The following is a 22,932-nucleotide window of genomic DNA, read 5'->3' as shown; positions in this document are numbered from 1 at the left end:
GATACAAGGTAACGAAAAAATATGATCTATTCATTTTCGAATTCTTCAAACGGGATCTTTAGTTGAACGGAAACCAGCTTTTTTTCTTCTGTATTGAGCTGGGAGAGGGAAAGTCCCAGTAAACGGACTGCTTTATCATAAGGACGAAGTTCCCAAAGTTTTTTTCCAACACTGAAATACTGCTCCGGAGAATTGAAATAGTTTTCCCGGGTAATACTTCTTGTAAAAAGAGAAAAGTCTTTGTATTTAATTTTTAATGTAAGGGTTCTTCCAAGAATATTATTTTTCTGCAAACGCTGATGAAGTTCCTCTCCGAGGCTTTCCAATTTTTCATTGATCTGCTGTTCATCAAAAAGATCTTCAAAAAAAGTTCTTTCTACAGCTACACTTTTCTGAATGCGATGAGGTTTTACCTCTGAAGTATGGATACCCCGTACCACATTGTAATAATGGGAACCTGACTTTCCAAAAAGCCTTACCAGGTCTTCCAGCGATCTTTTCTTTAAATCTTTGCCTTTGTAAATTCCTAAACTAAACATTTTGTTGGCTGTAACCTTTCCTACGCCGTAAAATTTTTCAACAGGTAATTCCTCAAGGAAACTTTCTACTTTATCAGGATGAATTGTTTTTTGCCCATTAGGTTTATTGATATCAGAAGCTACCTTTGCCAGAAATTTATTGACTGAGATTCCCGCAGAAGCGGTTAGTCCGGTTTCCTGAAATATTTTCTGACGAATCTCCCGGGCTATCAGATTGGCAGAATCCATCCCTTTTTTATTTTCAGTGACATCCAGATAGGCCTCATCCAAAGATAAAGGTTCTACCAGATCTGTATATTCATGGAAAATTTCCCGGATTTTTTTTGAAATTTCTTTATACCGGGCAAAACGTGGTGGCACAAAGATAAGATCAGGGCATTTTTCCTTTGCCGTCTTGCTGGGCATTGCCGAACGAACTCCGAATTTTCTGGCTTCATAGCTGGCTGCAGCCACAACCCCTCTATGCTGGCCTCCTACAGCAATGGCTTTGCCTTTCAGTGTAGGATTGTCATGCTGCTCTACAGAAGCATAGAATGCATCCATATCCACATGAATAATTTTACGAAGCGGCAAAGAAAAATCCATATCACAAAGATATGGATTCATTTATTTATGGTAAATTATTTATAGAAAGGAAGCTGAAGTCTTTCAGTTACGACTTCAGTCTCATAGTAAGTAACAGGGGCTCAAAACCAGCTTTTTCATACGCTTTGACAGCAGATTCATTTTCAGCATATACATCGAGCCTTACTTCCGTAATCCCTCTGGATGTTGACCAGCTAACCAGTTCATCCGTAATTATTTTATTGATTCCTTTTCCTCTGTATTCAGGTTTTACATACATAAACCCCAGGTAAGCATAGCTTTTAAAATTATTATAGTCTTTTTCTGATGTTTTGATGAGAGCGTAACCTGATGCCACAATTTCATCATCGTCTTCCACAACAATTAAAGTAGCGTCCGGTGACTGTATGAATTCATTCAGATCATAATAATGAATCTCACCATCAATTAATGTACTGTTAAAAGGTCGTTCTGCGAAAACTATTCCCTGTTCAAATTCTAATAAAATCTCTAAATCCTTTTCTGTAGCTTCTCTTGTAATCATGGTATAAATGGTTGAATATTTTAATACATAGTGTATCAAAAATCTTTTATTTTCTAAACTTTTGAGGGTAAAAAAGAATGATAATTATTGTAAAAGATGATTGATGGTCTGCTGAATTTCCGGGTCTTCCGGAGAGATCGCATAATATTTTGCGATGGACGATTTCTGATCAATAACCATATATCGTGGAATCCAGTTAAGGTCCACATAATTATTGAAATCATTTTTCCACCCTGAAGCAAACCAATAATTGTTTTTGTCTTTCATATTGAATCTGACAAGACTTTTATCAAAACCTTCTTTTGATCTTTCTAATGATAAGAATACAAAATCTACGTTCGGATTATTTTTTTCTAAGACCTCGGCTTTTGGAAGTGCCTGTAAACAGTCTCTGCACCATCCTGCCCAAAAGTCAATAACTAAAACTTTTCCTTTATGCTGATCAAGAATCTGCTGAACCGTGATGCTTTTTCCTTCTTCGTCTTCCAGTTTCTGCTGTAACGCTTCTTTGGAAAATCCTGTTTTAAGAGCTGTAGGTACTTTTTGTGAATAACTTAATCCAAAAATACCTACCATAAAAATTACTAACAACTTTCTCATTTCTGACAATTTCATTTATACAAATCTAATCAATGAAATGCAATTGATAATTGATTTTTCATGAATTAGGAAAAATTTATAATATTGATAATTTCTATGGATTTCAAACATACAGGCCGGAGTTATGGATCATCCGGTCAAATCTTTGATGGTTACTGATACGTTTTAATTAAGCCTTTCACAACAGCAATTACATTAGGCATTGCTGTATTGGCTGCATTCAGTACTTCTTCGTGAGAAACGGAAAGGGCAATGTCAGGTCCGCCAAGATCTGTAATGACAGACATACAGAATACATCCATCCCCATGTGTCTGGCAACAATAACTTCGGGTACAGTACTCATTCCTACCATATCACCGCCAATAGCCTTAATCATACCGTATTCGGCCGGGGTTTCAAAAGTAGGTCCCTGCAGGGCTACATATATCCCCTGATGGATCTTAATATTATTTTCAGAAGCAGCCTGCTCAGCTACCCTGATCATTTCTTTATTGTAAGGCTCGCTCATATCTACAAAACGTGGCCCAAGCTCATCTATATTTTTACCCCGAAGCGGATGTTCGGGCATCATATTGATATGATCTTTTAAAATAACGATATCTGCAACACTGTAAGCAGGGTTTACCCCACCACAGGCATTGGAAAGGATAAGATTTTGAATTCCCAACAAATGAAAAACCCTGATCGGAAAAGTTACTGTTTCCATAGAATGCCCCTCATAATAATGAAAACGGCCACTCATCATCAGTACTTTCTTTCCTTCCAGTATTCCATAGATCAACTTTCCGGTATGTCCTGCTACCGTAGTTTGTGGAAAATTTGGGATGTCTTTATACTCTAAAACATGGATGGGCTCTACTTCATTCTGTAGTTTTCCCAGTCCTGAACCTAAAACAACCGCAAAGTCAGGGGTATCCTGAATGATATTTTTGATGAAATTTGCGGTCTCCTTAATATTTTTTAACATAATCCAAGATGATTTGATCGAATTCCTCCTTTTTATCAATGAGAACATTGATAGGCCAGTAGTAAACAATATCTCTAAGGTAGTCAAAAGTTTTCAGACGCACATAATCTTTCTCTGTGGTTAATATCAGTTTATATTCCCCTAATTTTTTGTACTCTGCAACGATTTTTTTTATATCATCGTCTGTAAAGTTATGGTGATCTCTGAATTTTAGATGTTTTACTCTTTTTGAGAATTTTGCAAGGTGCTCCAGCAGTGGTTTAGGATTGGCAATTCCCGTAATCAGTAAGATATCATAATAGTTCAGGTTATTGTCAGGAAGCATTTTCTCTTTTCCGTATACATTTTCGTCGTACCCGATGGATGAGAAGAATACTTTCTGATTATAAGAAGGTCTGATTCTTGAGATATAATAGCGTTTTGTTTCTTCAGTAAGTTCGTCAGGACATTTGCTGACCATAATGATGTCTGCTCTTCTAACTCCTGCTCTGGATTCTCTCAGGTCTCCAGCAGGAAGAAGGTAATCCTTAAAATAAGGATCATTAAAGTCTGTCATCAGAATATTAAACCCGGCTTTGATAGCTCTGTGCTGTAAGGCATCATCCAATACCAGTACATTAAGGTCCATATCTTCGATTACTTTTTTGGCTCCGGGAACTCTTTCTTCTGAAACAGCAATGACAAAACGGTTTTTGAAACGTTCAAAAAGCTGCATTGCTTCATCGCCCACCATCTTATAATTACTTTCATAATTGGTGACCTCATACCCTTTGGTCAGTCTTCCGTAACCTCTGGAGAGCACTCCTGTTCTGTAGTGTTTGGATAAAAACTGGGCAAGATACATCACCATCGGCGACTTTCCACTTCCGCCCACGGAGAGATTTCCGACATTGATTATCGGAGTCTTGAATTTTGTCGACTTAAAAATCCCTAAATCATACATTGTGTTTCGGATACCCGTTACCAAATGATAACCGAGGGAAAAAGGATAAAGGTACCATCTTTTCATACGATTGCAAAAATAGGAATTTTCATAAGGATTGTTGTCATATTCTCAAAGACTTTTCAACAAATATTTCGTTAAATTAAAGTATTTTTGCGGAGTTATTATACTACATTGAGATACTTTATTGAATTTTCTTACAACGGAAAGAATTATTTCGGCTACCAGATACAGCCGGATGCTATTTCTGTACAAGAAGAACTGGAAAAAGCACTTTCCACTATTTTAAGGGAAGAAATTAAAACTACGGGGGCCGGAAGAACAGATACGGGAGTTCATGCCAAAAAAATATTTGCCCATTTTGATACGGAACAGGAACTGAATGATCAGTTTCCAAGGAGACTGAACGGTTTTCTTCCTCCTGATATTTCTATTAAAAAGATTTTTAAAGTGAAGGATGATTTTCATGCCCGTTTTGATGCTACCTACAGAACCTATGAATATTATATTTCTTTGGAAAAAAATCCATTCACTCAGGAATCCGCCTGGCAGCACTGGAAAAGATCATTGGATATCGATAAAATGAATGAGGCTTGTAAGATTTTATTTGAATATGAGGATTTTACGAGTTTCGCAAAATTAAAAACAGATAACAAAACCAATATCTGCAAAATGTATAAAGCGGAATGGGAGCAGGTAGGATCAGAACTGAAATTTACGGTTTCTGCCAATCGTTTTCTAAGAAATATGGTTCGGGCTATCGTAGGAACTATGGTAGAAATTGGGGTAGGAAAACTGAAACCTGAAGATCTTCGTAAGGTCATTGAAGATAAAAACCGTAATGCGGCAGGCACATCAGCACCGGCTCATGGTCTCTATTTAGTAGATGTAGGCTACGAATTTTAAATAAAAAAACTAAAAAACAAAATAACCATGTTATCAATTTTTATACTTATTGGTGCTTATCGGTATTATGCACAATTAGCCGAGAGATTTGGAAAAACCAAATGGCATTTCGGCCTTTTAGCGATAGGGATTTATTTGGGAAGCCAGATTGTTTTAGGAGTGGCATATGGGGTCTATAAAGGACTTACGGATCCTGCTGCTTTGGAAGACGTAAACTATACTGGTTTTTCTTTGGTCAATATGATTGGCTGGGTGATTTCTATTGCTGCAGTATGGGGTATTTACCAGCTTCTTGAGAAGAAATTCATGAAAGAAAATCTTCAAAAACCTTCAATTGAAATAGAAAAAATAGGGGAGGTATCTGAAAGTCAGCAAAACTAGAGTGGCTATACAAAAGGCTGTGATCCATAAAAAAACAGACGAAAGATATTCATACTGTAAATGATAGGTATCTGAAATTTTCTATTAGGATTTGTAAAAGTTCTGAAGCCAGTCCAATTATAAAGTCTTATTTTTGCATAGAATTTTATTTTAATTCTTTTCTTCTATTCGTACAATGAAAAAACAAGATACCTGGGGAATTATAAAAAGATTGTTCTTTATTGGAATGAAATTTCGTTCTTGGTTCATTCTTACCTTAATAATTTCTGTCATACTTTCAATTGTTTCTACTTACAGGCCATATCTTACCATGGAAGTGGTGGATAATGATATTACAAAATTGCAGGATAAAGCTGTAATGATGAAGCATATCTACATTTTGGTGGGATTGGTATTTGCAGAAACTGTTTTAAACTTCTTCTTAGTTTATTTTTCAAATTTTATCTCACAAAATGTAATTCGGGATATCAGGGAAAGGCTATATGCCAAGCTGATCTATTTCAGAACTTCATTTTTTGATAAAACACCTATCGGACAGCTGGTGACCCGTGCTGTAGGGGATGTTGAAACGATTGCAACGGTATATACAGACGGTTTCCTGATGGTTTTCGGAGATATTCTGAGGATTGTCTTTGTATTGATCATGATGTTCAGCACTAATGTGCATTTAAGTTATATTACTTTGGCTATTTTACCTTTAATGGTTATCATTACAAGGTTTTTCCAGAAAAGACTTAAAAAAGCATTTGGAGATGAAAGAAACTGGACTGCAAATCAAAACTCTTTTGTTCAGGAAAGATTGGCCGGAATGCCCATTATACAGGTATTCAACAGACAGGAATCTGAATTTAAAAAATTCGATAGTATTAATATTACCCTGAAAGAAGCATTGTTGAGAACGGTTTTTATCTTCTCATTATTCTTTCCGGTTGTAGAGCTTATTTCTTCTCTTTTTATAGGATTTATCCTATTTTACGGAGGGTATATTACGATCAGTGCAGGGGTTGTTATTGCCTTTATTCAATATATTTCAATGCTGATCCGTCCGTTAAGACAGATCGCGGACCGTTTTAATAATATCCAGAGAGGTATTGTAGGAGCGGAAAGAGTATTGGGGCTGATGGATGAGGATAACTCAATGCCTAATAACGGAACTGTAAAAAAAGACCATTTCGCCGGTAAAATTGAATTTCATGATGTACGTTTTGCTTATGATGAGAAACAGGAAGTCCTGAAGGGTATTGACTTTAAAGTAAATCCTGGAGAGACAGTAGCTATTGTAGGGGCGACGGGAGCCGGAAAATCTACGATTATCAGCCTGATCACAAGATTGTATGATATCAATTCAGGAAAGATACTTATTGATGATGTAGATCTTAAAGATTATGAGCTTTATAATTTAAGAAGTCATATTGGAGTTGTACTGCAGGATGTTTTTCTTTTCCATGGAAGTATTTTTGAAAACCTTGCCTTTGGCGATGACAGTATTACACTGGATAAAATAAAAGCAGGAGCAAAAGAAATTGAAGTTGATCAGTTTATAGAGCAGCTGCCTGGCGGATATGATTATGTAGTAAGCGAGAGAGGTTCCTCTATTTCTTTAGGGCAGAGACAATTATTATCTTTCCTTAGAGCTTATTTATCAGACCCTAAAATTCTGATTCTCGATGAAGCAACATCTTCCATTGACCATGAAAGTGAAAAGCTGATCCAGAAGGCTACAGAAAAAATTACAAAAAACAGAACGTCAATCATTATAGCACACAGACTTTCTACTATTGAAAAAGCAGATAAGATTATTGTCATGGAGCATGGTAAAATTGTGGAAGAAGGAAGACATCTTGATCTGTTGGATAAAAACGGATATTATGCCACGCTTTACAAAGCCCAGCTGCGTCATGAGGTAGAAGCGGAGTCATAAACCCAGTGCAAAGTATAATTGCTGTTTTTAAAACTAATATAGAGTAAGGCCCGAGAAAATCTTTGATTTTCTCGGGCCTTACTCATAAAAATAGAACAATGTGTTTTTAAAGCTTTTTAAAACTACAGAAAACAAAATTCTGAAGGGTATTAAAAGGTGTGATATGATCTTCCGTGATGCATTTTATTTTTTCAAATCCGGATTTGAATGTTTCGGCCAGAGATTCTTCATCATATTGCCGGATATCCAGTCCGCTGCATTGAGTAGGTCCATTTTTAGAAAAGGTTCCAAGGATCAGAAATCCTGTTATATTTTTTTCTGCAATATCCCGATATTTTGAAATCTGCTCCGGAGTTGTCAGAAAATGAAAGGCAGCCCTGTCATGCCAGATATCATACGTTTCTGTAGGTTCAAATGATGTAATATCAGCAGCAATCCATTTCACTTTATTGGCAGCATCTCCCAGCCTGTGCTTTGCCTTTTCCAATGCCCTGGCAGAAATGTCGAGCACTGTAATATTGGTATATCCTTCTTTGAGGAGAAAGTCTACAAGATTACTGTCTCCACCACCTATATCAATAATGCTGGCATCTTTTCCCAATCCCACCGAATGAATGAAATCAAGGGAAGTCTGTGGTTTTTCCTGTGTCCAGCTTACCTGATCAGGATTTTTTGTTTCATATACCTTCTCCCAGTGGATTTTATTTTCTGAAAAACTCATAAGTCCTGTAGTTGATTATTGATTTCTTCAAATTTATTAATTAATCCATTAAGTTTTGCCTCTTGTTTTTTTATGGTTTTAGGCCTTACATAAAACCAGTTGAATCCTATCCACACTATCATAAGGGTGTATGCCAGTAGAGCGTAAAAGGATGTCATCTGTAAAGTATATTCATACATATAAAGACAGATTCCCAGAAACAGCATGATAAAATATATATTCAGCATGGTTGTCTGTATAAATTTCTGTTTATTTTTCACAGAATACAGACTCTGCAGGTACTGGCTGTTGGATTGAGTATTGTCAATGGTATAAAAAATCATAAACATTTTATTATAAACCAATAAGAAGATGACCATGGCCAAAATAACAAGTATAATTCCTGCTTTTGTAGTCATAAGCTGAGGCTGAAATTGATACCAGATGAAGGCAATGCCTATGGAAGTTGCAATCAATAAAACATTCATGATGATGATCTTCCGAAGGTTTTCATTCTTAAACTTTTTCAATTTGCCAAGAAGTTCTTCCAGATTAGGTTTATTGGAGGTTTGCTGTTTCCATATATTTTTGAAATCTATATTAGTATCCATTTTCTTTAAACTTTTGAGTTAATTTTTCTTTTATCCGGTGAATCTTTACCCTGATATTAGATTCTGAAAGCCCAATGATATGGGCAATCTCAGCCTGCTTTACTTCTTCCAGTTCCAGGGAAATAATGATACGGTCCGTTTCAGGAAGTTCTGAGATAAACTGATAGAGCAATTGTATCTGAGGCTCCAGCGACTCCTGTTTTTTCTCTTCCAGATTAATGGGCAGGTCTGCTTTGGCAAATCTTTTTTCTTTTTCTATCTGACGCAGGCAATTATTGGAGGCAATCCTAAAGATCCATGTTCCTACACTGGATTCATTTCTGAATTTCGGAAGCTGCTGCCATACTATAATAAAGGTTTCCTGAGCCAGATCCTGAGCAGAATCGGTATCATTGACATATCCCATACACAAACGGAATATTTTCTGCCAGTACAGTTCGTATATTTCTTCAAATACCATTATTTCGCAGACAAGAAGTTGTTCAGCTGATTAAAATACCATTCTTTATCATCATACATAATAAAGTGTAATCCCTTGGAAGCATATTGCATATTGGCATTTTTCAGATTTTTATATTGGGCCTCGATAGCCGGTTTAAAATTGACAAAATAAGATTCCAGCAGGATAAGAGAAGGGCAATGTATATTTTTTATTGTTTCTCTGAGATCTGTATTGGAGAAATCACAGTATATACTGGCAAATGTTTTTCTGTCTGATTTCATACTCCAGTTGATTACGGTTTCCTGCATAGAAGTATCTGCCATTAGGCGAGGGATGGATTGGGTCTGCATTTGGCGGAATTGTTCATCTGTCATGGCGGTTAATTTATTAACGGTTGCTGAGCAGTCATTATTTTCTTTAGATGTAAAATTGGGATTGGATAGGGCGGCCAGACAAGGCAGCGTATCTACAATAATAATTTTACCCGGAAGCTCAGGATAGTCAGCGGCGATAGCCAAAGCCAAAGCTCCTCCCATACTGTGTCCGATGATAATAGGTTTTTCAATATTTGTATCCTTTATAAAGGCTGCAATTTCTTTTTCCCAATTTTTAAAACTGGCATCAGTTTCTGGCTTTATTCCTGCAAATCCTGCCATGGTTAAAGTATAGCACGTATAATTTTTTTCAAATTTTGCTACAGTTTCATTCCAAACATCTCCTGAAGAGGCAAAACCTGGAATAAAAATTAAAGACTGTTTACCCTTTCCTGTTTTCTTTACTTCAAATGAATATGATTTTTCCTGACCAAATATATTGCATAATGCTGCAAAAAATAACATGATGATAAGAAGGAATGTAAATTTTTTCATGATTTCTAAGGTTTTAAGGTTTATTTGTCTTTTAGAGACGAACCTTTTGAAAATGTTACAATATTTTTTAATTATTTTTTTTAAAAAAGTATTTTTTGCTGTGAAGCCTTTCCTGGAGCGAAACCTGAAAAAAAATTCTAGGTTCTCGATTTTAAAATCCAGAGATTTTCTCTTTGTTGAGAATCTTTTTCCATGGATATATGTATTCTATTATTTTTTTGCTCTTTTTTAGATTATAGAAATAAATATATCTTTTGTGTTTTTGTTGAATAAAATAAAAAAATAATGACCTGAAGGTGTTTATATTGATAAAAATTACTAAATTTATTAAATATTTAAGACGATGCCTTGCATGTCATAGGGGTATCACGTAAAACTGGAATTTTTAATTAAAACCCAAAACATATAAATGAGTAGTAGTATCCAAGATGAATTTAAAGTCTTTAAAGACGAACTGAAAAAACTTAATATTGAAGTTCAGAAAGTAGTAAAAGTAGGAAACGGAAGCATGGATTTCCATGAAGTTTTCTACAAATCGCCAAGATATGAAGAGGTGAAAAGTGTGTATGTCCAGCGACACAATCTGGACAGTATGATAGAAAAATTCAAACAAGCTTACCATTAAAAATATAACCGGCGCCTCAGATTTCTGAGGCGCCGGTTTCTTTATGCTGATTCTATTAATCTTTATCCAGTGTTGAGTTTTCTTTGGTGTCCTTCATCCTTGAGTAGACTACCAGGGAGAAAAAAATACATGCTGTGATATACCAATAAAAATAATCTTCACTTCCCACTTTTTTAAACCAAAGAGCAATATACTCTGCTGTTCCCCCAAAAATGGCCACTGTAAGAGCATAAGGAAGACCTACTCCAAGAGCCCGGATTTCGGAAGGAAAAAGCTCAGCTTTCACTACAGCATTGATAGAAGTATAGCCGCTTACAATAATTAATGCCGCCATAATCAGAAAGAATGCTCCCCATATAGAGGTCGTGGTGCTCAGTGCGGTAAGAAGAGGAACGGTACATAACGTTCCCAAAATACCAAAGCCCAGAAGAAGAGGGCGTCTTCCAATTCTATCTGATAATGCTCCAAATACCGGCTGTAGACAAGCAAATATGAATAATGAAATAAATGAGACTAGGGTAGACTCTTCTTTGGTAAGATGAACCGTATTAACCAAAAACTTCTGCATATAAGTCGTATAGGTGTAAAAAGCCAGGGTTCCGCCCAGGGTAAGCCCTACCACCGTAAGAAGTGCCTGCGGGTGCTTCAAAAGTTCGCCCACGGTACCTTTTTTCTTTTCACTGACTTCTTTTTTGTTTTCAAAAGCTTCAGTCTCATGAAGATTGGCCCTCAAGTATAATGCAATAACGGAAAGCAAGGCCCCAATTACGAAAGGAATTCTCCAGCCCCAGTCTTCCAGCTGTGCTTCTGTAAGCAGTAGTTTTTGCAAGATAAGCTGAATTCCCAAGGCAATAAGCTGTCCTCCGATTAATGTCACATACTGAAAGCTTGAGTAAAACCCTCTTCTGTCCTGAGTTGCCATTTCGCTGAGATACGTGGCGGAAACTCCATATTCACCTCCCACACTCAATCCCTGAAGAAGTCTTGCCAGAAGCAGTAATAAGGGGGCCAGAATTCCTATGGATTTATAGGTTGGAGTAAGGGCAATAAGAAGTGATCCAAAAGACATCAGTAATACCGAAAGTGTCATCGCTTTTTTTCGTCCTATTTTATCAGCTATGCTTCCAAACAGCCATCCTCCAATTGGTCGCATCAGAAATCCCACAGCGAATATCCCTGCTGTATTCATCAACTGTGCATTGAGATCAGAATCCGGAAAAAATGAATGCGAAAAATAGATGGCAAAGGCTGCATAAGCATACCAATCGTACCATTCTACAAGATTTCCGATAGAGCCGCCTACAATGGCTTTAATCCTTTGGCTGGTGGTAATTTGTGATGTATTCATATTTTTTATTTGCCCAAAAATCCCGATATAATGAGTGCCAATATACAACTTTCAGGAAAAATTAAACCGCCCTGAAAAAAGAACGGTTTATATCTTCTATTTTGTTGTTTTTTAAAACCTGTACCCCAAAGAAAGACCGCTTCTAAAACCTGCCCATGGGCCATCAACTTTTATTTTTGCACCATTGGCATTGGTTTCTACGGTATAATCCACGATTGGAATATCCAGCTTTTCTATTTCTTTTTTTAGCTGTGCCTGCATATCGGGAGTCAACACAAAGTCGCTGGACATGGAGAAGTCCCCTTTTCCACTTCCGTAGTGAGCCCCGGCAATCCAGAGATCGAGTACCAGATTTTGACTTTTAGTAAGGAAAAACTGTACTCCCACCATGAGGCCGCCACTGTTTCCATTGGTTTTTCCCTGCCCTTTAAGTGGAATCTGATATGTATTTCCATCAGGACCTTTATAGTCGTAATAAAAATCAAAGGTATTGGATGAAACATCAGAATACCGGTAATAGGGAGCAATATAAAATCCTTTTCCATATCCCTGTCCAATATAAAATCGGGGTTCTATTGTAAAGTTGGTCGCTTTTATTCTCAGATTCTGAAATCTTTTTTCGTCTTCATCCTTAAGAAAAGCATTGATAAAAGGAACCTTTCCTTCCGGCATGGTCCCAAATCCAATATTTACTGAAAACCACTGGTTAATGGCTCTTTCATAGGACAGGTTAATATTTCTGAATGCATAGGCGGTGACATTCGTTTTGATTATATTCATTTTTTCTGCCAAGATGTTTTGATCTTCCTGAGCTGTTGCTTCTGAAAACACTAGACCAAGGAGGAGTATAACTGCTTTTTTCATGATCTTATATTTTGTGGTGTAAGGTACTACCAGCAAAAAACGGGCTGAATTTAACATAATAATATCGATTATTAGAAAAAACATAACAGATTGTAATGATTTAGTTAATTATTGGTTCTGATACAGAAGATAAATGTAATAAATGTAAGACTTGTGCTGTCTTATCTGTATTATTGCATTTCTGATATGAAAAAAACTATATATACCGTGTTTGTACTTTGTGGAACCTTTATGTTTTCGCAGGAGAAGGTGAATGATACTGTTAAGGGAGCGAAGACCGAAGAGATTCAGGAAGTTATTGTAAAGGCACAACGTAAAAAGCAGTTTGCAGATAAAGCAGTCTATACTTTTGACAAAGAAGCCCTGGAAAGGGCACGTTATGCAAAAGATCTGCTGCGTACGCTCCCGGAGCTGCAGCTAGATCCTGTAGCCAATACGATTACCAGTACAAAAGGAGGAAGTATATTATTTCTTATAAACGGAATTGAAGCTACGGATTTACAGATCCGCAGTGTAGCCCCCAGTGAGGTGGTAAAAGTGGAGTATTATGATATTCCGCCGGCAAGATGGGCAACAAGAGCAGATACCGTTGTTAATATTCTGACAAGATCTACGGAAACGGGTTATGTTTTTGGAGCTGATGTATCTTCAGCCTTGAATACAGGGTTTGTAAATGGCGCTGCCTATGCCAATTATACCAAAGGGAAAAATAATTTTGGCCTTGAATATTCCCTGAACTTAAGAGATTACGATGACAGAAGAGTAAACAGTATTTATGACTATCAGCTGAATGGGAAGCATTACCGTTCTGATGAAAACAGAACGGATCATTTTGGATATACTTTTCAGAATGTAGCATTACGTTACACCAGACTGGTTCCTGATCAGTATGCTTTCCAGGCGAAGTTGAACATGGATATTTTCAGCAGGTTTTCAAAAGGGGTAGGACAAAGTATTTTTACAGAAGATCATGCAAGTGAAGAACATGCCATGTTTAAAAATAACGGTTCAGATTATGTGATTCCTAAACTGGATTTATATTATTCAAAGAAAATAGGGGAAAAGGATGAGCTGAGTATTAATGTGGTAGGATCTCACTATACTACCAATACATCAGAAACGGCAAAAGAATGGATCGTAGGTTCCGGGCTTTCTGTATATGACAATGATATGACACTGAAAGCCAGGCAAACAAGCATTGTGGGAGAGCTTGCCCATGCTCATGATTTTGCAGCAGGAAAGCTTTCATCAGGATATCGTATTTCAAGATCTTCCATTTCCAATGACCTAAATAATCTTGCCGGCTATTCTCAGTATAGCGTTACCTATCTTGAACAGTATTTTTACACTGAGTTTTCAGGAAAAATTGAAAAGTTTACTTACCGCCTTGGTGCCGGGCTTACCAATATTCACAATAAAAGTGCTGAAAATACCTTTGATGAATGGACTTTTACTCCCAAAGTGATTTTAGGGTATCAGTTGAAAAACAATCAAAACCTCCGTTTTACAGGAAGCTACAGCCCAGTAAGTCCTTGGAGTAATGCATTGAGCAGTAATGTGGTACAGTTGGCTCCGAATATTGTACAAAGGGGAAATCCTTTTTTACAATCTCAGCAGGTTTTTTCGAATACATTAACGTATTCTTTTAATAATAAACATTTCGATTTTAATGCGGCTTTATTTTACCGGTATACAGATAGGGTGATTAACCAATATTATGTTCACGATACAGTTTTGGGTGGATATGCACTGACTTATGAGAATGGAAAAAACGGACAAAGGTATGGTGTACAGCTGACAGGATCTTATAAACCATTTGGGAACAGCCTGCTTGTCATAAAAGCAGTGATAACGCCCACTTCTGAAACGGTAAAAACAAGTGCAGGCGCTTTGATTAAAAATAATTATTTAGGAAACTATTTTGTGCTGTCTTCGGAGTATAAAGCTTTTTCACTTCAATATCAGTTCAATATTCCGGTGTACAGTCTTAGTGGAGCTTTCCTCAATACCAATGAAAACCAGAATAATATTTTTGTAAGTTATAAGCATAAAAACTGGACCTTCTCTACAGGAATGTACTGGATGGGAATGCCTTCAGAATATAAAACGAAAAGCCTTCCGGAAAGTCTTGTAGACTACAGGGTTCATACACAGATTATGAATAATAAATCGATGTTTGTTTTGGGGCTGAGCTATGATTTCTCAACAGGAAAGAAAACTGAGCTTCAAAGAAAACTTAATAATGAAACAGCTCCGGCTGCTACTTTTTAAAATACCATTGACCTATAAAAACAGCCGGCTGATACAATCAGCCGGCTGTTCTGTGCGTTAAATATATTTTATTTTAGTTGCTGATGATCATTTTGCGGTAAGCATAAATATCTTCAATGGTTACGACGGTCATTCCTTTTCTGGTGGCAAAATCCACAATTTCGGGAAGTCTTGCCATAGAACCGTCTTCATTGGTTAATTCACAAAGGACAGCATCGTCCCCAAGATTAGCCATTTTTACAAGATCTACGCTGCCCTCTGTATGGCCCCGTCTTTCAAATACTCCGCCTTTTTTGGCGATTAAAGGAAATACATGCCCCGGGCTGGCAATATGTTCAGCCTGAGCATTGGCAGCAACAGCTGTCCTGATGGTTGTCACACGGTCTTTGGCTGAAACACCGGATTCGACACCCTCTTTAGCTTCAATGGTAATGGTAAATGCCGTTTGGTTTTTTGAATTGTTGTTTTCCACCATGGGACGTAAGTTGAGATGCTTACTTTTTTCCTCAGAAATACATAAACAGACAATACCGCTGCATTCGCGGATCAGAAGTGCCATGTCTTTTTCTGTAATAGTGGAAGCGGGATAGATGATATCGCCTTCATTTTCACGGTTTTCATCGTCTACTAAAAGAATACCTTTTCCCTGCTGTAATGTTTGAAGTGCTTTTTCTACACGTTCTTTGGAGGTAGCTCCGAATTGTTCTAATAATTTTTCCATGTTATTTTACTTTTAAAAGTTAAAATAGTCTTCGGTACATGGAAATGAAATACGACACACTAAGAGTCCATAAGGAATCTTACTGATCATCTCATTTTCTTCTCCCATCCAGACTTTAACTGTCGGTTTTGGAATTTCACCAAATCAGTCCCTTCAAATGAAAGGAGTCGCGGACTATAACCGCCGGTAGGGAATTACACCCTGCCCCGAAGAAAACTTATACTAAGTTTTGCTGTATGTTTTAATTTAAATTTTTATTTCATTGAATCGTATTTAACGCACAGGCCGCTAATTTCGGGAAGTTTTTTGAATTGGAGAAGAAATTTCCGATACTTTTTATCAATCTATAAGGAGCATCTGTGACGATGTCCCTTATAGATTTCTGAAGCCTCTTTGTCTTAGTTTTCATATTCTTTTAAATAAGAAACCCATTTTTTTTCAACGAGATCAGATAAAGAGTTTGCTATTTTGATGAGCTTGGGAGGTTGATGTTCATGAGCGAGAATGTACATTTTCTGACTTTCCCAATGGTACAACAACTGATCTCCATCTCCATGAATCCAAAATTCTCCTAAGACCAGATAGGTTTTATTTTGAATGATTTCAATATCGAGTTCCTCGAGATCAATGGTTAGCCCCTCAAGTTCCAGCCTGGATATATTTTGATAGAATAAAATCAGATCTTCCGGGAGCTGTATTGAAAGTTCCTTTTCTTTGTTTTGAATACGCTGCGGGTCTGCCCCTTTTTCAATATGATCAGAAGTACTGTAGGATTTTGTGAGTTGTTTAAGGAATCTTGGATAGATGTCTTTTAAATGCCCAAATTGACTTTCTACTGTTTTTTGAAGCTGACGTTCTTTCTCTTTTTCTGCTTTACAAAAATCATTGAATTCTTTTTCCCAGCCTTTTTTATAAAGATCAGACAGGTTGGTATTTATTTTTTGTAATTGCAGCCAGTCAAAAGCAGCCAGTTGTCCAATATATAGATTTCTGATATCACTGAAGCTATCCCTAGGTTTCATACCAAGGAAAGCTCTTCTTCCACATATTTTTTCCACACTTTCTTTATGTTGTGTGAACCAGTGCAACCATTCCTCAGCACTAAGTTTTCCTTCGGATAAACGGATGAGTTGTTCAGTTATTTCTTCTAATGTCATCAATGTAAAAATTATTGTCTCAATATTTTCTCCATTTTTTTTCCTTTGGCCAATTCATCGATGAGTTTATCCATATACCTGATATTTCTCATCAGTTCATCTTCAATTTCCTCTACCCGATATCCACAAATGACGCCTTTGATCAAAGAAACATTAGGGTTAATCTGCGGGGCCTGTTCAAAAAATGTTTTAAAATCAGTTTTTTGATCGAGGTGGTCCTGAAGTCCCTGTTGGTCATAGCCGGTCAGCCAGCAGATAATCTCATCGACTTCTGATTGGGTACGGCCTTTTTTTTTCGCTTTTTGAATATAGTGAGGATAAACACTGGCAACAGATGTCGTAAATATCCGGGTGTTTTGCATGGCTCTAAAATTTAGATTAATTTCTTAAGTACTTTATCGAGTATGGTATTGAACTCATCGGGTTTTTCCAGCATAGGATAGTGTCCAACTTCTGTGATGGTTACATAATCGTAGTCTTTCAGATACTTGCGGTTGTTTTCGGGATGGGTAGGCGAGGCATCCGAGTTAATAGCAACCACCGGTACCTGAATCTGTTCCGCAATTATTTTAAAATCTGTTTTATATAAAGGGTTGAGGAGATTAATGGCTGCTTCCGGTTCGTTTTGAAGAAACTCATAAGACAGTCTTTCTTTTACTGAAGCGGGTGTTTTTTCTGTAAATAAATATTGAGGAAGAATATTTTCCACGGCATTTTTAAAATCATGACGGTAATGGGTAAACAAAAACTGTTCAGCCTGCTCTTCTGTAAAAGATTCATCTAAATTTTTTAGGGTATCAATTAAAACAAGGGCTTTCACCTGTGGGATTTTCAATGCTGCTTCAAGGACATAAGCTCCGGACATAGAGTGGCCCACAAGAATAATATCTGAAGAATGAATTTCATCAGCTACAGCTTTAATATCATTGGCATATTGCTGGCTTGTCCAGTCCAGTCTGGAGGCATCAGATTTTCCATGTCCGGCTAAATCAAGTTGTACAATATGGTATTGATCTTTAAAATATTCCTGTTGGCTTTCCCACCATTGGGCATTTCCCAACCATCCATGTATAAAGATGACTGAAGTTTTTCCGCTCCCGGATTCTTTATAATAAATTTTTTGTCCGTCTGCTGATACTGCATATTTTTCCATGTAATAAGTTGTAATGATTGATAGTTTATTGTGAAATAGAAATAAAAGGTTCAGGATCTGAAACTTACCATTTCCAGGCCTGTGGTTCATCTTTCCAGATCAGTAATCTGAATTCTTCATAATGTTTTCCGTTACCTATAATATGAGTGTCTCTTTGACCTTTATTAAGTGTTAGTTTATGTAAAATCCCGGAATGGGCAGCTACCCAAAGTGTTTCCCCATTGTCTGAAACAGTCATGCCGGAAATTGTGGAGCCCAGGAAATATCTCCAAAGCTGATTTCCTTTTGTATCAAATGCTTTGATATAGCCATAGGCATCCCCCAGGATATAATGGTCTTTTGTAGCTACTCCTGCATAGACTCTCATCTCTTCATCAATGAAAGTGAAATCATCACTTTCGGTATACGCCTCGATATCTGCTCCTACATACTGATCTGAATTGATTCCAATGGTAATACCATTATAAAAGTGACAGGAGTTGGTGATCAGCTGGCTGTCATCTTTTGCAAAGAGACAAAAATGAGGATAGGAAGATTGGGGCCCAATGGCTCCTAATGTATTTCCTTCCGCATCTAATATCCTGTGATCATAGCCCTGATCACCCACAGCAATATAAGTATTGTCATGTGATAAGGCTGCGTTTTCCATATCGATTTGCGAAGTCCAGTCTTCATCATTGTCTTCATTGATTGGGTGAATAAGTTTTTTGTCTTCTTTAGAGATCAGATAAATCCCGTTTGAAGAAACTACAAGAACTTTATTTCCATCATTGAAGGGCGTCATCTCTGTAATTCCGGAATCTTCGGTTTCACTGAGCGTAAACTCATTGATGATTTCGCCGTTCCAACCTTTATAAAGAGATATTTTTCCGGGAGTAGCTAAGGCAAAAATATTTCCCTGTTTAGATTTTCCAATGGCGTGAATAGACTCATCCAGTGTTGTGATGTTATCCTGATCAAGAACATAGGCCTGTCTTTTTTCATAAGAGGTACCGGTAAGGAAAACAATTTTCTGATCACTAATGAAGTGTAGCTGCTCAATACTTTGAGATTTTTCTTTCATTAATGGAATAATTGGACTGTGTGCCGGAGGAAACTGCTCTCTGAATAGCTCTGTTTCACCATTTTGATTGGCCGCTTTAAGTAATTCAAAAACTTCCGAGGCCAAATGGGCTCTTTTATCTTCCGGTTCTTCACCTTTCCAGTTTTCCCAGCCGTTTTTTTCGCCAAACTCAACCATTTCATTAATTTCTTTAGCATAGCGTTCTCCATTCGAGAACCATTCCTTTTGGATCGTAGTATTGTACATTGAAAAGTATATTTTATGATTTTGTTATTCTGACTGATCATCTGTAGAAGATGTAAAGGTGTATCAGAAAATAATAGATGATCTCAGAATAAGTAAATATAAATATTTTTATTTGAAAGAAGTTCGTTTTTGATGTTCACCCCAGATTTTTATACTGCTTCCTTTTAGCAATGACGGATTAAGTGTACCCTTTTTTTGGGCAATAAATTTAAAGCTCATGGTACTGAGTTTTTCTTTAGGATTAAATAATAATTTCTCCCATGCTATCTGATACTTCCCATCAGCATTAATTTTTATAGTGTCTGTAGGGCCCTCTATAAAAGAATGAATGTTAGTATTCTGCTTGTTTTCTACTTCAACACTTTTTGAGATGTGGAGTGTGTTGACATCATACAGGTTTGACCACTGTATAGAAAAGTCCTGGTTCAGAGAAGCTTCTTTGTTGTAGATAATATTATTGGGACTACTTGTGGCAAGCACGGGAGCATTTCCGAGAAAGAACTTTTTGCCATTGGCCAATTGTATCTGAAGATCATACTGTCCGTTTTTGGGCTGTACATGTTCAATTCGGTAATAGTAATTTTTGCTATAATATAAATTTTGCATGATTTGGTAATCTGTTTCCTTTTGATTGACCCAAATGTTGATAGACTCGTTGCCTATCTCTTTATTTTTTTTATCATATAAAATGACGGTAATGATATTATCGTTTTCATCTGTTAAGCTTTGATAAATTTCAATTTCCGCCTTTACCTCAGAAATAGCTGTGATTTTTGAAGCAGGTGCCGGCCCGGAACATGAGTACAATAGAAAATAGCTGCAGAATAGCAATACTGAAAACCTGATCATATGCATCGTTTATTTAATTTTTATTTACCTTCACTATTACATTTTTCAATTCAAAAGGGATTCTCCTGATGGATTGCTCATTTTCTATCATGAGCTCCACATTGGTTTGATCTTTCTCAGAAGAAGACATGTCACGCTTTAATTTAACCAGTTTATAGATGATGCCCGTACTTTTATCACGTAAGGTTAAGGTATTGTACCCGGGATCCATATTGTCGTTGATGAAATATACAAGTTTTTGCTTATTGTTATACCTGTACGCATACATAATATCAAAGCTTTCGAAGTCTATTTTTGTATAGTCTTTATCATCATCCAATCTATATTTGAAATCAGGAAAAGCCTTGTTGATGGCTGTGGAATCCAGAATGCTAAAATAAAGGAGCGGATTTTTTTCTGTTATTTTTTTATCAATCAGGTTCGTATTTCGGACAATATTTTTAAGAGGACCTAAATTAAAGTATGAATTGTTTGCTGCTGATGGGGTAAAATAATTAAGGATTCCGGTGATGTCTATTGTTTTGAACTTTTTATCAGGAACGTAAAAATGTTTTATTTTATTTGTCCCATTGTTATAGTTATAATTTAAGGGGTATTCTTTACTTTCCTTCAGCATGTTCTTTTTATCATCTGTAACGATCATAGTATCCAGATCTATCAGGTCAAATTTACCGGTTGGTTTATTTATTTCTATCCCGATCTCAATAAAGTCCTCGTGTTGAGAAGTGTGGGATAAAGTTATTTTATCCTGCGATAAACAAGGAATATAAAGAAGGGTGAAAAGAATAAAGAGATAGTTTTTCATGATTTGCCGGCTTAGGTTTTCTGTAGTAAGGTACAAAAACATTTATCCACTTCTCCTGTGATGTATATAAAAATAGATTCAGGTTATTGATAATTTCAAAACTATGATTGGTCAGATTTGTGGATAACTTATCCACAATGTGTAAAACGTATCTATCAATAAACTGTCTCATAGCCTATGTTTTAGGATGTTTTTCAGTAGGTTTATTATGAGGTAATAAAAAAGTTATCCACATTTTATTCATATGGATTGATGGGTTTGTGGAAATGTAATTGTAATGATGCGGAAGACTTTTCCTGTTCTATTTAAAAGTTATCAGTCTTCAATCGCTTCGATTCCCTGCCTTTTAAGTTCTTCAAGATGCTTTTTCATGTGGGCAAGCTGCTCCGGCGAATGCCCTTTCCAGTCGGTAACTTCTCCAATTACCCTGAAAGGATGTTGGGAACGGTAAGATTTTGTAGGGTTTCCCGGAAATTTTTTATCCGTCAGGTTAGGATCATCTTCAATACTCCCTGTGGGCTCTACCTTATAAATTCTTTCTTTTCCTTCTCCCTGAGCCAGCTCTGCACCCCATGTGGCAGCCTCCAGAGTTGCTGTAAGATAAATGTATTTTGCCTTCCTCCCCGTACCATAATTGGAGCTGAAACCTACTTCGATGAGGTCTCCGGTGGTAAGATCTGCTTTGGTCCCGTGGTAATAGACGGGAGCTTCTTCGGAAATGTTCATAGGTATTGATATTTTTTATGAGAGCACTTAAAGAAATTATTTTTGATCTTTATAAATATTCCAGAAATTAAAATCTGTCATAGGAGCATCTGTTATTCCTATATTTCTTCCCATTGTTACAATCTGTCCGCGGTGAAAAGTTCCATGTATAATAATGTGTTGAATATATTCATACTTTGTAAAATCACATTGGAACCACTGAGATTCAATCTTTATATTTTTTTCCAGATCTTCTTCAGATAAGTTTTCCACATAATCCACAAGTTTTTGTGAATTGTTTCTTAAGGCGTTAAAAACCTCTTCTCTGCTGTCTGCAGCTGACGTTTGAGCAAAATCAAAGTTATTGTTTTCAGAAATATGGCTCCACCAGTATTCCTGTGTCTGCCAGATATGGTGTAAGGTTTTCAGGATGGTCGGAAAACTGGAAATGGTTTCCTGGTTAAGCTGTTCATCAGATTTTGTGGCTAACCAGTCGAGATATTTGTTGAATACCCAACTGTTGTACTGAACACTTTTGGTGACTAATGTTTTTAAGCTCATAATAGTTTATATTTTGGTTGGTTTTTAAATTCAATTTCTCAATAATACTTACAGGCCAAAATGTCGGTCATTCTCTATATTGTCAGGATTAATAAGCGCTTTATTGGTATATGTTGCTGCTTCAAATTCACTAATATTAACGGAGAGAAAAGAAATATCCGGGAGCAGTTTCGTAAGTTGGGATGTAATTTGTTTTGAAAGATGGGCTTTCTGTTCTGTATGACGTCCTTCCATAATAAAACCGAAGACGTGTAAAAAGTTTGTTTTGTGTTTTCCCAGCCGGTAATATTGATAGGGCTGAATCCTTACTTTGATATCATTGGGTGCAAAAAGTCCTGTGGAATCAGCAGCATGGTATACTGTATCCATGATTTCACCAGGGGTGTTCTGCTGAAATATATCCTGTGAACAATCTATGATAAAATGAGGCATAGCAATTCAATTAATTAGTTTTGGTTGGGTTGTATACTTTCGAAATTAATAAAAAAGACAATATGAAAAATACTATTCGTAAAAAAAGGAAAAGGTTTTTTAAGATTGTAGAATACGGGTGCTGAACATCGCTATGTATTAAAT

The 22,932-nt window shown here is 36.6% G+C and carries 26 protein-coding genes and 1 riboswitch; of the genes, 5 read left to right on the top strand and 21 right to left on the bottom strand.

What is annotated here, in order from left to right; translation table 11 throughout:
- Positions 1-26: 26 nt before the first annotated feature.
- The 5 genes from dinB to lpxK all read right to left on the bottom strand — a co-directional run bounded on the left by dinB (position 27) and on the right by lpxK (position 4,224).
- Positions 27-1,124, bottom strand: a complete 1,098-nt coding sequence (gene dinB / locus B8967_RS08140) for a DNA polymerase IV (RefSeq protein ID WP_084085648.1) — start codon at positions 1,122-1,124, stop codon at positions 27-29.
- 67 nt (positions 1,125-1,191) lie between these two features.
- A complete protein-coding gene (locus B8967_RS08135) occupies positions 1,192-1,647 on the bottom strand; it encodes a GNAT family N-acetyltransferase (protein ID WP_047494155.1) in 456 nt (151 codons plus the stop codon).
- Between the two features lie 84 nt (positions 1,648-1,731).
- Positions 1,732-2,247, bottom strand: coding sequence for a TlpA family protein disulfide reductase (locus tag B8967_RS08130; protein WP_047494190.1), 516 nt, complete (start codon positions 2,245-2,247; stop codon positions 1,732-1,734).
- A 152-nt stretch (positions 2,248-2,399) separates the two neighbouring features.
- Positions 2,400-3,215: a purine-nucleoside phosphorylase gene (locus tag B8967_RS08125; RefSeq protein ID WP_084085647.1), complete on the bottom strand. Its 816-nt coding sequence runs from the start codon at positions 3,213-3,215 to the stop codon at positions 2,400-2,402.
- Positions 3,199-4,224, bottom strand: a complete 1,026-nt coding sequence (gene lpxK, locus B8967_RS08120; protein WP_047494149.1) for a tetraacyldisaccharide 4'-kinase — start codon at positions 4,222-4,224, stop codon at positions 3,199-3,201. The genes B8967_RS08125 and lpxK overlap by 17 nt, the downstream gene beginning before the upstream one ends.
- Before the next feature lie 87 nt (positions 4,225-4,311).
- Between lpxK and truA the strand changes: the two genes are divergently transcribed.
- The 3 genes from truA (at position 4,312) to B8967_RS08105 (ending at position 7,366) form a co-directional block, all read left to right on the top strand.
- The gene (truA, locus tag B8967_RS08115; protein ID WP_228406084.1) at positions 4,312-5,064 is read left to right on the top strand and encodes a tRNA pseudouridine(38-40) synthase TruA; all 753 of its coding nucleotides are present in this window, start codon (positions 4,312-4,314) and stop codon (positions 5,062-5,064) included.
- 27 nt (positions 5,065-5,091) lie between these two features.
- Positions 5,092-5,445, top strand: a complete 354-nt coding sequence (locus B8967_RS08110; RefSeq protein ID WP_084085645.1) for a hypothetical protein — start codon at positions 5,092-5,094, stop codon at positions 5,443-5,445.
- Positions 5,446-5,620: 175 nt separating this feature from the next.
- Positions 5,621-7,366 carry an ABC transporter ATP-binding protein gene (locus B8967_RS08105; protein ID WP_084085644.1) on the top strand — a complete coding sequence of 582 codons (1,746 nt, stop codon included), beginning with the start codon at positions 5,621-5,623 and terminating at the stop codon, positions 7,364-7,366.
- Between the two features lie 106 nt (positions 7,367-7,472).
- Here the strand turns inward: B8967_RS08105 and B8967_RS08100 are convergent, their stop codons facing one another.
- Genes B8967_RS08100 through B8967_RS08085 form a run of 4 tightly spaced genes read right to left on the bottom strand, consistent with a single transcriptional unit; the run spans position 7,473 to position 9,988 of the window.
- Positions 7,473-8,087, bottom strand: coding sequence for a class I SAM-dependent methyltransferase (locus tag B8967_RS08100; protein WP_084085643.1), 615 nt, complete (start codon positions 8,085-8,087; stop codon positions 7,473-7,475).
- Positions 8,084-8,677 carry a hypothetical protein gene (locus B8967_RS08095; protein WP_084085641.1) on the bottom strand — a complete coding sequence of 198 codons (594 nt, stop codon included), beginning with the start codon at positions 8,675-8,677 and terminating at the stop codon, positions 8,084-8,086. Before B8967_RS08095 ends, B8967_RS08100 begins: the two co-directional genes overlap by 4 nt.
- Entirely contained in the window at positions 8,667-9,137 is a 471-nt protein-coding gene (locus B8967_RS08090) for an RNA polymerase sigma factor (protein WP_047494127.1), read from the bottom strand. Before B8967_RS08090 ends, B8967_RS08095 begins: the two co-directional genes overlap by 11 nt.
- Positions 9,137-9,988: an alpha/beta fold hydrolase gene (locus B8967_RS08085; protein ID WP_084085638.1), complete on the bottom strand. Its 852-nt coding sequence runs from the start codon at positions 9,986-9,988 to the stop codon at positions 9,137-9,139. Before B8967_RS08085 ends, B8967_RS08090 begins: the two co-directional genes overlap by 1 nt.
- Positions 9,989-10,397: 409 nt before the next feature.
- Between B8967_RS08085 and B8967_RS08075 the strand changes: the two genes are divergently transcribed.
- Positions 10,398-10,613, top strand: a complete 216-nt coding sequence (locus tag B8967_RS08075) for a hypothetical protein (RefSeq protein WP_047494121.1) — start codon at positions 10,398-10,400, stop codon at positions 10,611-10,613.
- A gap of 55 nt (positions 10,614-10,668) precedes the next feature.
- Here B8967_RS08075 and B8967_RS08070 read toward each other — a convergent pair whose 3' ends face one another.
- Together B8967_RS08070 and B8967_RS08065 are read right to left on the bottom strand one after the other, a co-directional pair.
- Positions 10,669-11,961, bottom strand: a complete 1,293-nt coding sequence (locus B8967_RS08070; protein ID WP_084085634.1) for an MFS transporter — start codon at positions 11,959-11,961, stop codon at positions 10,669-10,671.
- 111 nt (positions 11,962-12,072) lie between these two features.
- The gene (locus B8967_RS08065; RefSeq protein ID WP_047494187.1) at positions 12,073-12,825 is read right to left on the bottom strand and encodes a DUF3575 domain-containing protein; all 753 of its coding nucleotides are present in this window, start codon (positions 12,823-12,825) and stop codon (positions 12,073-12,075) included.
- A gap of 186 nt (positions 12,826-13,011) precedes the next feature.
- On the opposite strand from B8967_RS08065, the gene B8967_RS08060 reads away from it, so the two are divergent.
- Positions 13,012-15,096 carry a TonB-dependent receptor domain-containing protein gene (locus tag B8967_RS08060; protein WP_084085632.1) on the top strand — a complete coding sequence of 695 codons (2,085 nt, stop codon included), beginning with the start codon at positions 13,012-13,014 and terminating at the stop codon, positions 15,094-15,096.
- Between the two features lie 73 nt (positions 15,097-15,169).
- On the opposite strand, the gene ribB is transcribed toward B8967_RS08060, so the two are convergent.
- The 10 genes from ribB to B8967_RS08010 all read right to left on the bottom strand — a co-directional run bounded on the left by ribB (position 15,170) and on the right by B8967_RS08010 (position 22,788).
- The gene (gene ribB, locus B8967_RS08055; protein ID WP_084085630.1) at positions 15,170-15,817 is read right to left on the bottom strand and encodes a 3,4-dihydroxy-2-butanone-4-phosphate synthase; all 648 of its coding nucleotides are present in this window, start codon (positions 15,815-15,817) and stop codon (positions 15,170-15,172) included.
- Positions 15,818-15,909: 92 nt separating this feature from the next.
- Positions 15,910-16,035, bottom strand: a riboswitch (FMN riboswitch).
- A gap of 180 nt (positions 16,036-16,215) precedes the next feature.
- Positions 16,216-16,974: an SMI1/KNR4 family protein gene (locus B8967_RS08050; RefSeq protein WP_084085628.1), complete on the bottom strand. Its 759-nt coding sequence runs from the start codon at positions 16,972-16,974 to the stop codon at positions 16,216-16,218.
- Positions 16,975-16,985: 11 nt separating this feature from the next.
- On the bottom strand, positions 16,986-17,336 hold the full coding sequence (locus tag B8967_RS08045; RefSeq protein ID WP_084085626.1) for a DUF2200 domain-containing protein: 351 nt from the start codon (positions 17,334-17,336) through the stop codon (positions 16,986-16,988).
- Positions 17,337-17,347: 11 nt separating this feature from the next.
- On the bottom strand, positions 17,348-18,217 hold the full coding sequence (locus B8967_RS08040; protein ID WP_410493781.1) for an alpha/beta fold hydrolase: 870 nt from the start codon (positions 18,215-18,217) through the stop codon (positions 17,348-17,350).
- Positions 18,192-19,436 carry a hypothetical protein gene (locus B8967_RS08035; protein ID WP_084085622.1) on the bottom strand — a complete coding sequence of 415 codons (1,245 nt, stop codon included), beginning with the start codon at positions 19,434-19,436 and terminating at the stop codon, positions 18,192-18,194. The genes B8967_RS08040 and B8967_RS08035 overlap by 26 nt, the downstream gene beginning before the upstream one ends.
- Positions 19,437-19,544: 108 nt before the next feature.
- Positions 19,545-20,285 (bottom strand): hypothetical protein, encoded by a 741-nt coding sequence (locus B8967_RS08030; RefSeq protein ID WP_143330488.1) that lies wholly within the window; start codon positions 20,283-20,285, stop codon positions 19,545-19,547.
- A 13-nt stretch (positions 20,286-20,298) separates the two neighbouring features.
- The gene (locus B8967_RS08025) at positions 20,299-21,090 is read right to left on the bottom strand and encodes a hypothetical protein (protein WP_084085618.1); all 792 of its coding nucleotides are present in this window, start codon (positions 21,088-21,090) and stop codon (positions 20,299-20,301) included.
- 315 nt (positions 21,091-21,405) lie between these two features.
- Positions 21,406-21,816, bottom strand: a complete 411-nt coding sequence (gene arr, locus B8967_RS08020) for an NAD(+)--rifampin ADP-ribosyltransferase (protein WP_084085616.1) — start codon at positions 21,814-21,816, stop codon at positions 21,406-21,408.
- Positions 21,817-21,852: 36 nt separating this feature from the next.
- A complete protein-coding gene (locus tag B8967_RS08015) occupies positions 21,853-22,356 on the bottom strand; it encodes a DinB family protein (protein ID WP_084085613.1) in 504 nt (167 codons plus the stop codon).
- A gap of 48 nt (positions 22,357-22,404) precedes the next feature.
- Positions 22,405-22,788: a 5-carboxymethyl-2-hydroxymuconate Delta-isomerase gene (locus B8967_RS08010; RefSeq protein ID WP_084085611.1), complete on the bottom strand. Its 384-nt coding sequence runs from the start codon at positions 22,786-22,788 to the stop codon at positions 22,405-22,407.
- Positions 22,789-22,932: the final 144 nt, after the last annotated feature.

Source organism: Chryseobacterium sp. YR221, from assembly GCF_900176315.1.
Classification (GTDB): Bacteria; Bacteroidota; Bacteroidia; order Flavobacteriales; family Weeksellaceae; genus Chryseobacterium; species Chryseobacterium rhizosphaerae.
This window is presented reverse-complemented; position numbering and strand designations above follow the sequence as displayed.

Coding starts and splice junctions, on each gene's coding strand:
- dinB (WP_084085648.1), bottom strand. CDS start 1,124: ATGGATTTTTCTTTGCCGCTTCGTAAAATTATTCATGTGGATATGGAT.
- B8967_RS08135 (WP_047494155.1), bottom strand. CDS start 1,647: ATGATTACAAGAGAAGCTACAGAAAAGGATTTAGAGATTTTATTAGAA.
- B8967_RS08130 (WP_047494190.1), bottom strand. CDS start 2,247: ATGAGAAAGTTGTTAGTAATTTTTATGGTAGGTATTTTTGGATTAAGT.
- B8967_RS08125 (WP_084085647.1), bottom strand. CDS start 3,215: ATGTTAAAAAATATTAAGGAGACCGCAAATTTCATCAAAAATATCATT.
- lpxK (WP_047494149.1), bottom strand. CDS start 4,224: ATGAAAAGATGGTACCTTTATCCTTTTTCCCTCGGTTATCATTTGGTA.
- B8967_RS08110 (WP_084085645.1), top strand. CDS start 5,092: ATGTTATCAATTTTTATACTTATTGGTGCTTATCGGTATTATGCACAA.
- B8967_RS08105 (WP_084085644.1), top strand. CDS start 5,621: ATGAAAAAACAAGATACCTGGGGAATTATAAAAAGATTGTTCTTTATT.
- B8967_RS08100 (WP_084085643.1), bottom strand. CDS start 8,087: ATGAGTTTTTCAGAAAATAAAATCCACTGGGAGAAGGTATATGAAACA.
- B8967_RS08095 (WP_084085641.1), bottom strand. CDS start 8,677: ATGGATACTAATATAGATTTCAAAAATATATGGAAACAGCAAACCTCC.
- B8967_RS08090 (WP_047494127.1), bottom strand. CDS start 9,137: ATGGTATTTGAAGAAATATACGAACTGTACTGGCAGAAAATATTCCGT.
- B8967_RS08085 (WP_084085638.1), bottom strand. CDS start 9,988: ATGAAAAAATTTACATTCCTTCTTATCATCATGTTATTTTTTGCAGCA.
- B8967_RS08075 (WP_047494121.1), top strand. CDS start 10,398: ATGAGTAGTAGTATCCAAGATGAATTTAAAGTCTTTAAAGACGAACTG.
- B8967_RS08070 (WP_084085634.1), bottom strand. CDS start 11,961: ATGAATACATCACAAATTACCACCAGCCAAAGGATTAAAGCCATTGTA.
- B8967_RS08065 (WP_047494187.1), bottom strand. CDS start 12,825: ATGAAAAAAGCAGTTATACTCCTCCTTGGTCTAGTGTTTTCAGAAGCA.
- B8967_RS08060 (WP_084085632.1), top strand. CDS start 13,012: ATGAAAAAAACTATATATACCGTGTTTGTACTTTGTGGAACCTTTATG.
- ribB (WP_084085630.1), bottom strand. CDS start 15,817: ATGGAAAAATTATTAGAACAATTCGGAGCTACCTCCAAAGAACGTGTA.
- B8967_RS08050 (WP_084085628.1), bottom strand. CDS start 16,974: ATGACATTAGAAGAAATAACTGAACAACTCATCCGTTTATCCGAAGGA.
- B8967_RS08045 (WP_084085626.1), bottom strand. CDS start 17,336: ATGCAAAACACCCGGATATTTACGACATCTGTTGCCAGTGTTTATCCT.
- B8967_RS08040 (WP_410493781.1), bottom strand. CDS start 18,217: ATGAACCACAGGCCTGGAAATGGTAAGTTTCAGATCCTGAACCTTTTA.
- B8967_RS08035 (WP_084085622.1), bottom strand. CDS start 19,436: ATGTACAATACTACGATCCAAAAGGAATGGTTCTCGAATGGAGAACGC.
- B8967_RS08030 (WP_143330488.1), bottom strand. CDS start 20,285: ATGATCAGGTTTTCAGTATTGCTATTCTGCAGCTATTTTCTATTGTAC.
- B8967_RS08025 (WP_084085618.1), bottom strand. CDS start 21,090: ATGAAAAACTATCTCTTTATTCTTTTCACCCTTCTTTATATTCCTTGT.
- arr (WP_084085616.1), bottom strand. CDS start 21,816: ATGAACATTTCCGAAGAAGCTCCCGTCTATTACCACGGGACCAAAGCA.
- B8967_RS08015 (WP_084085613.1), bottom strand. CDS start 22,356: ATGAGCTTAAAAACATTAGTCACCAAAAGTGTTCAGTACAACAGTTGG.
- B8967_RS08010 (WP_084085611.1), bottom strand. CDS start 22,788: ATGCCTCATTTTATCATAGATTGTTCACAGGATATATTTCAGCAGAAC.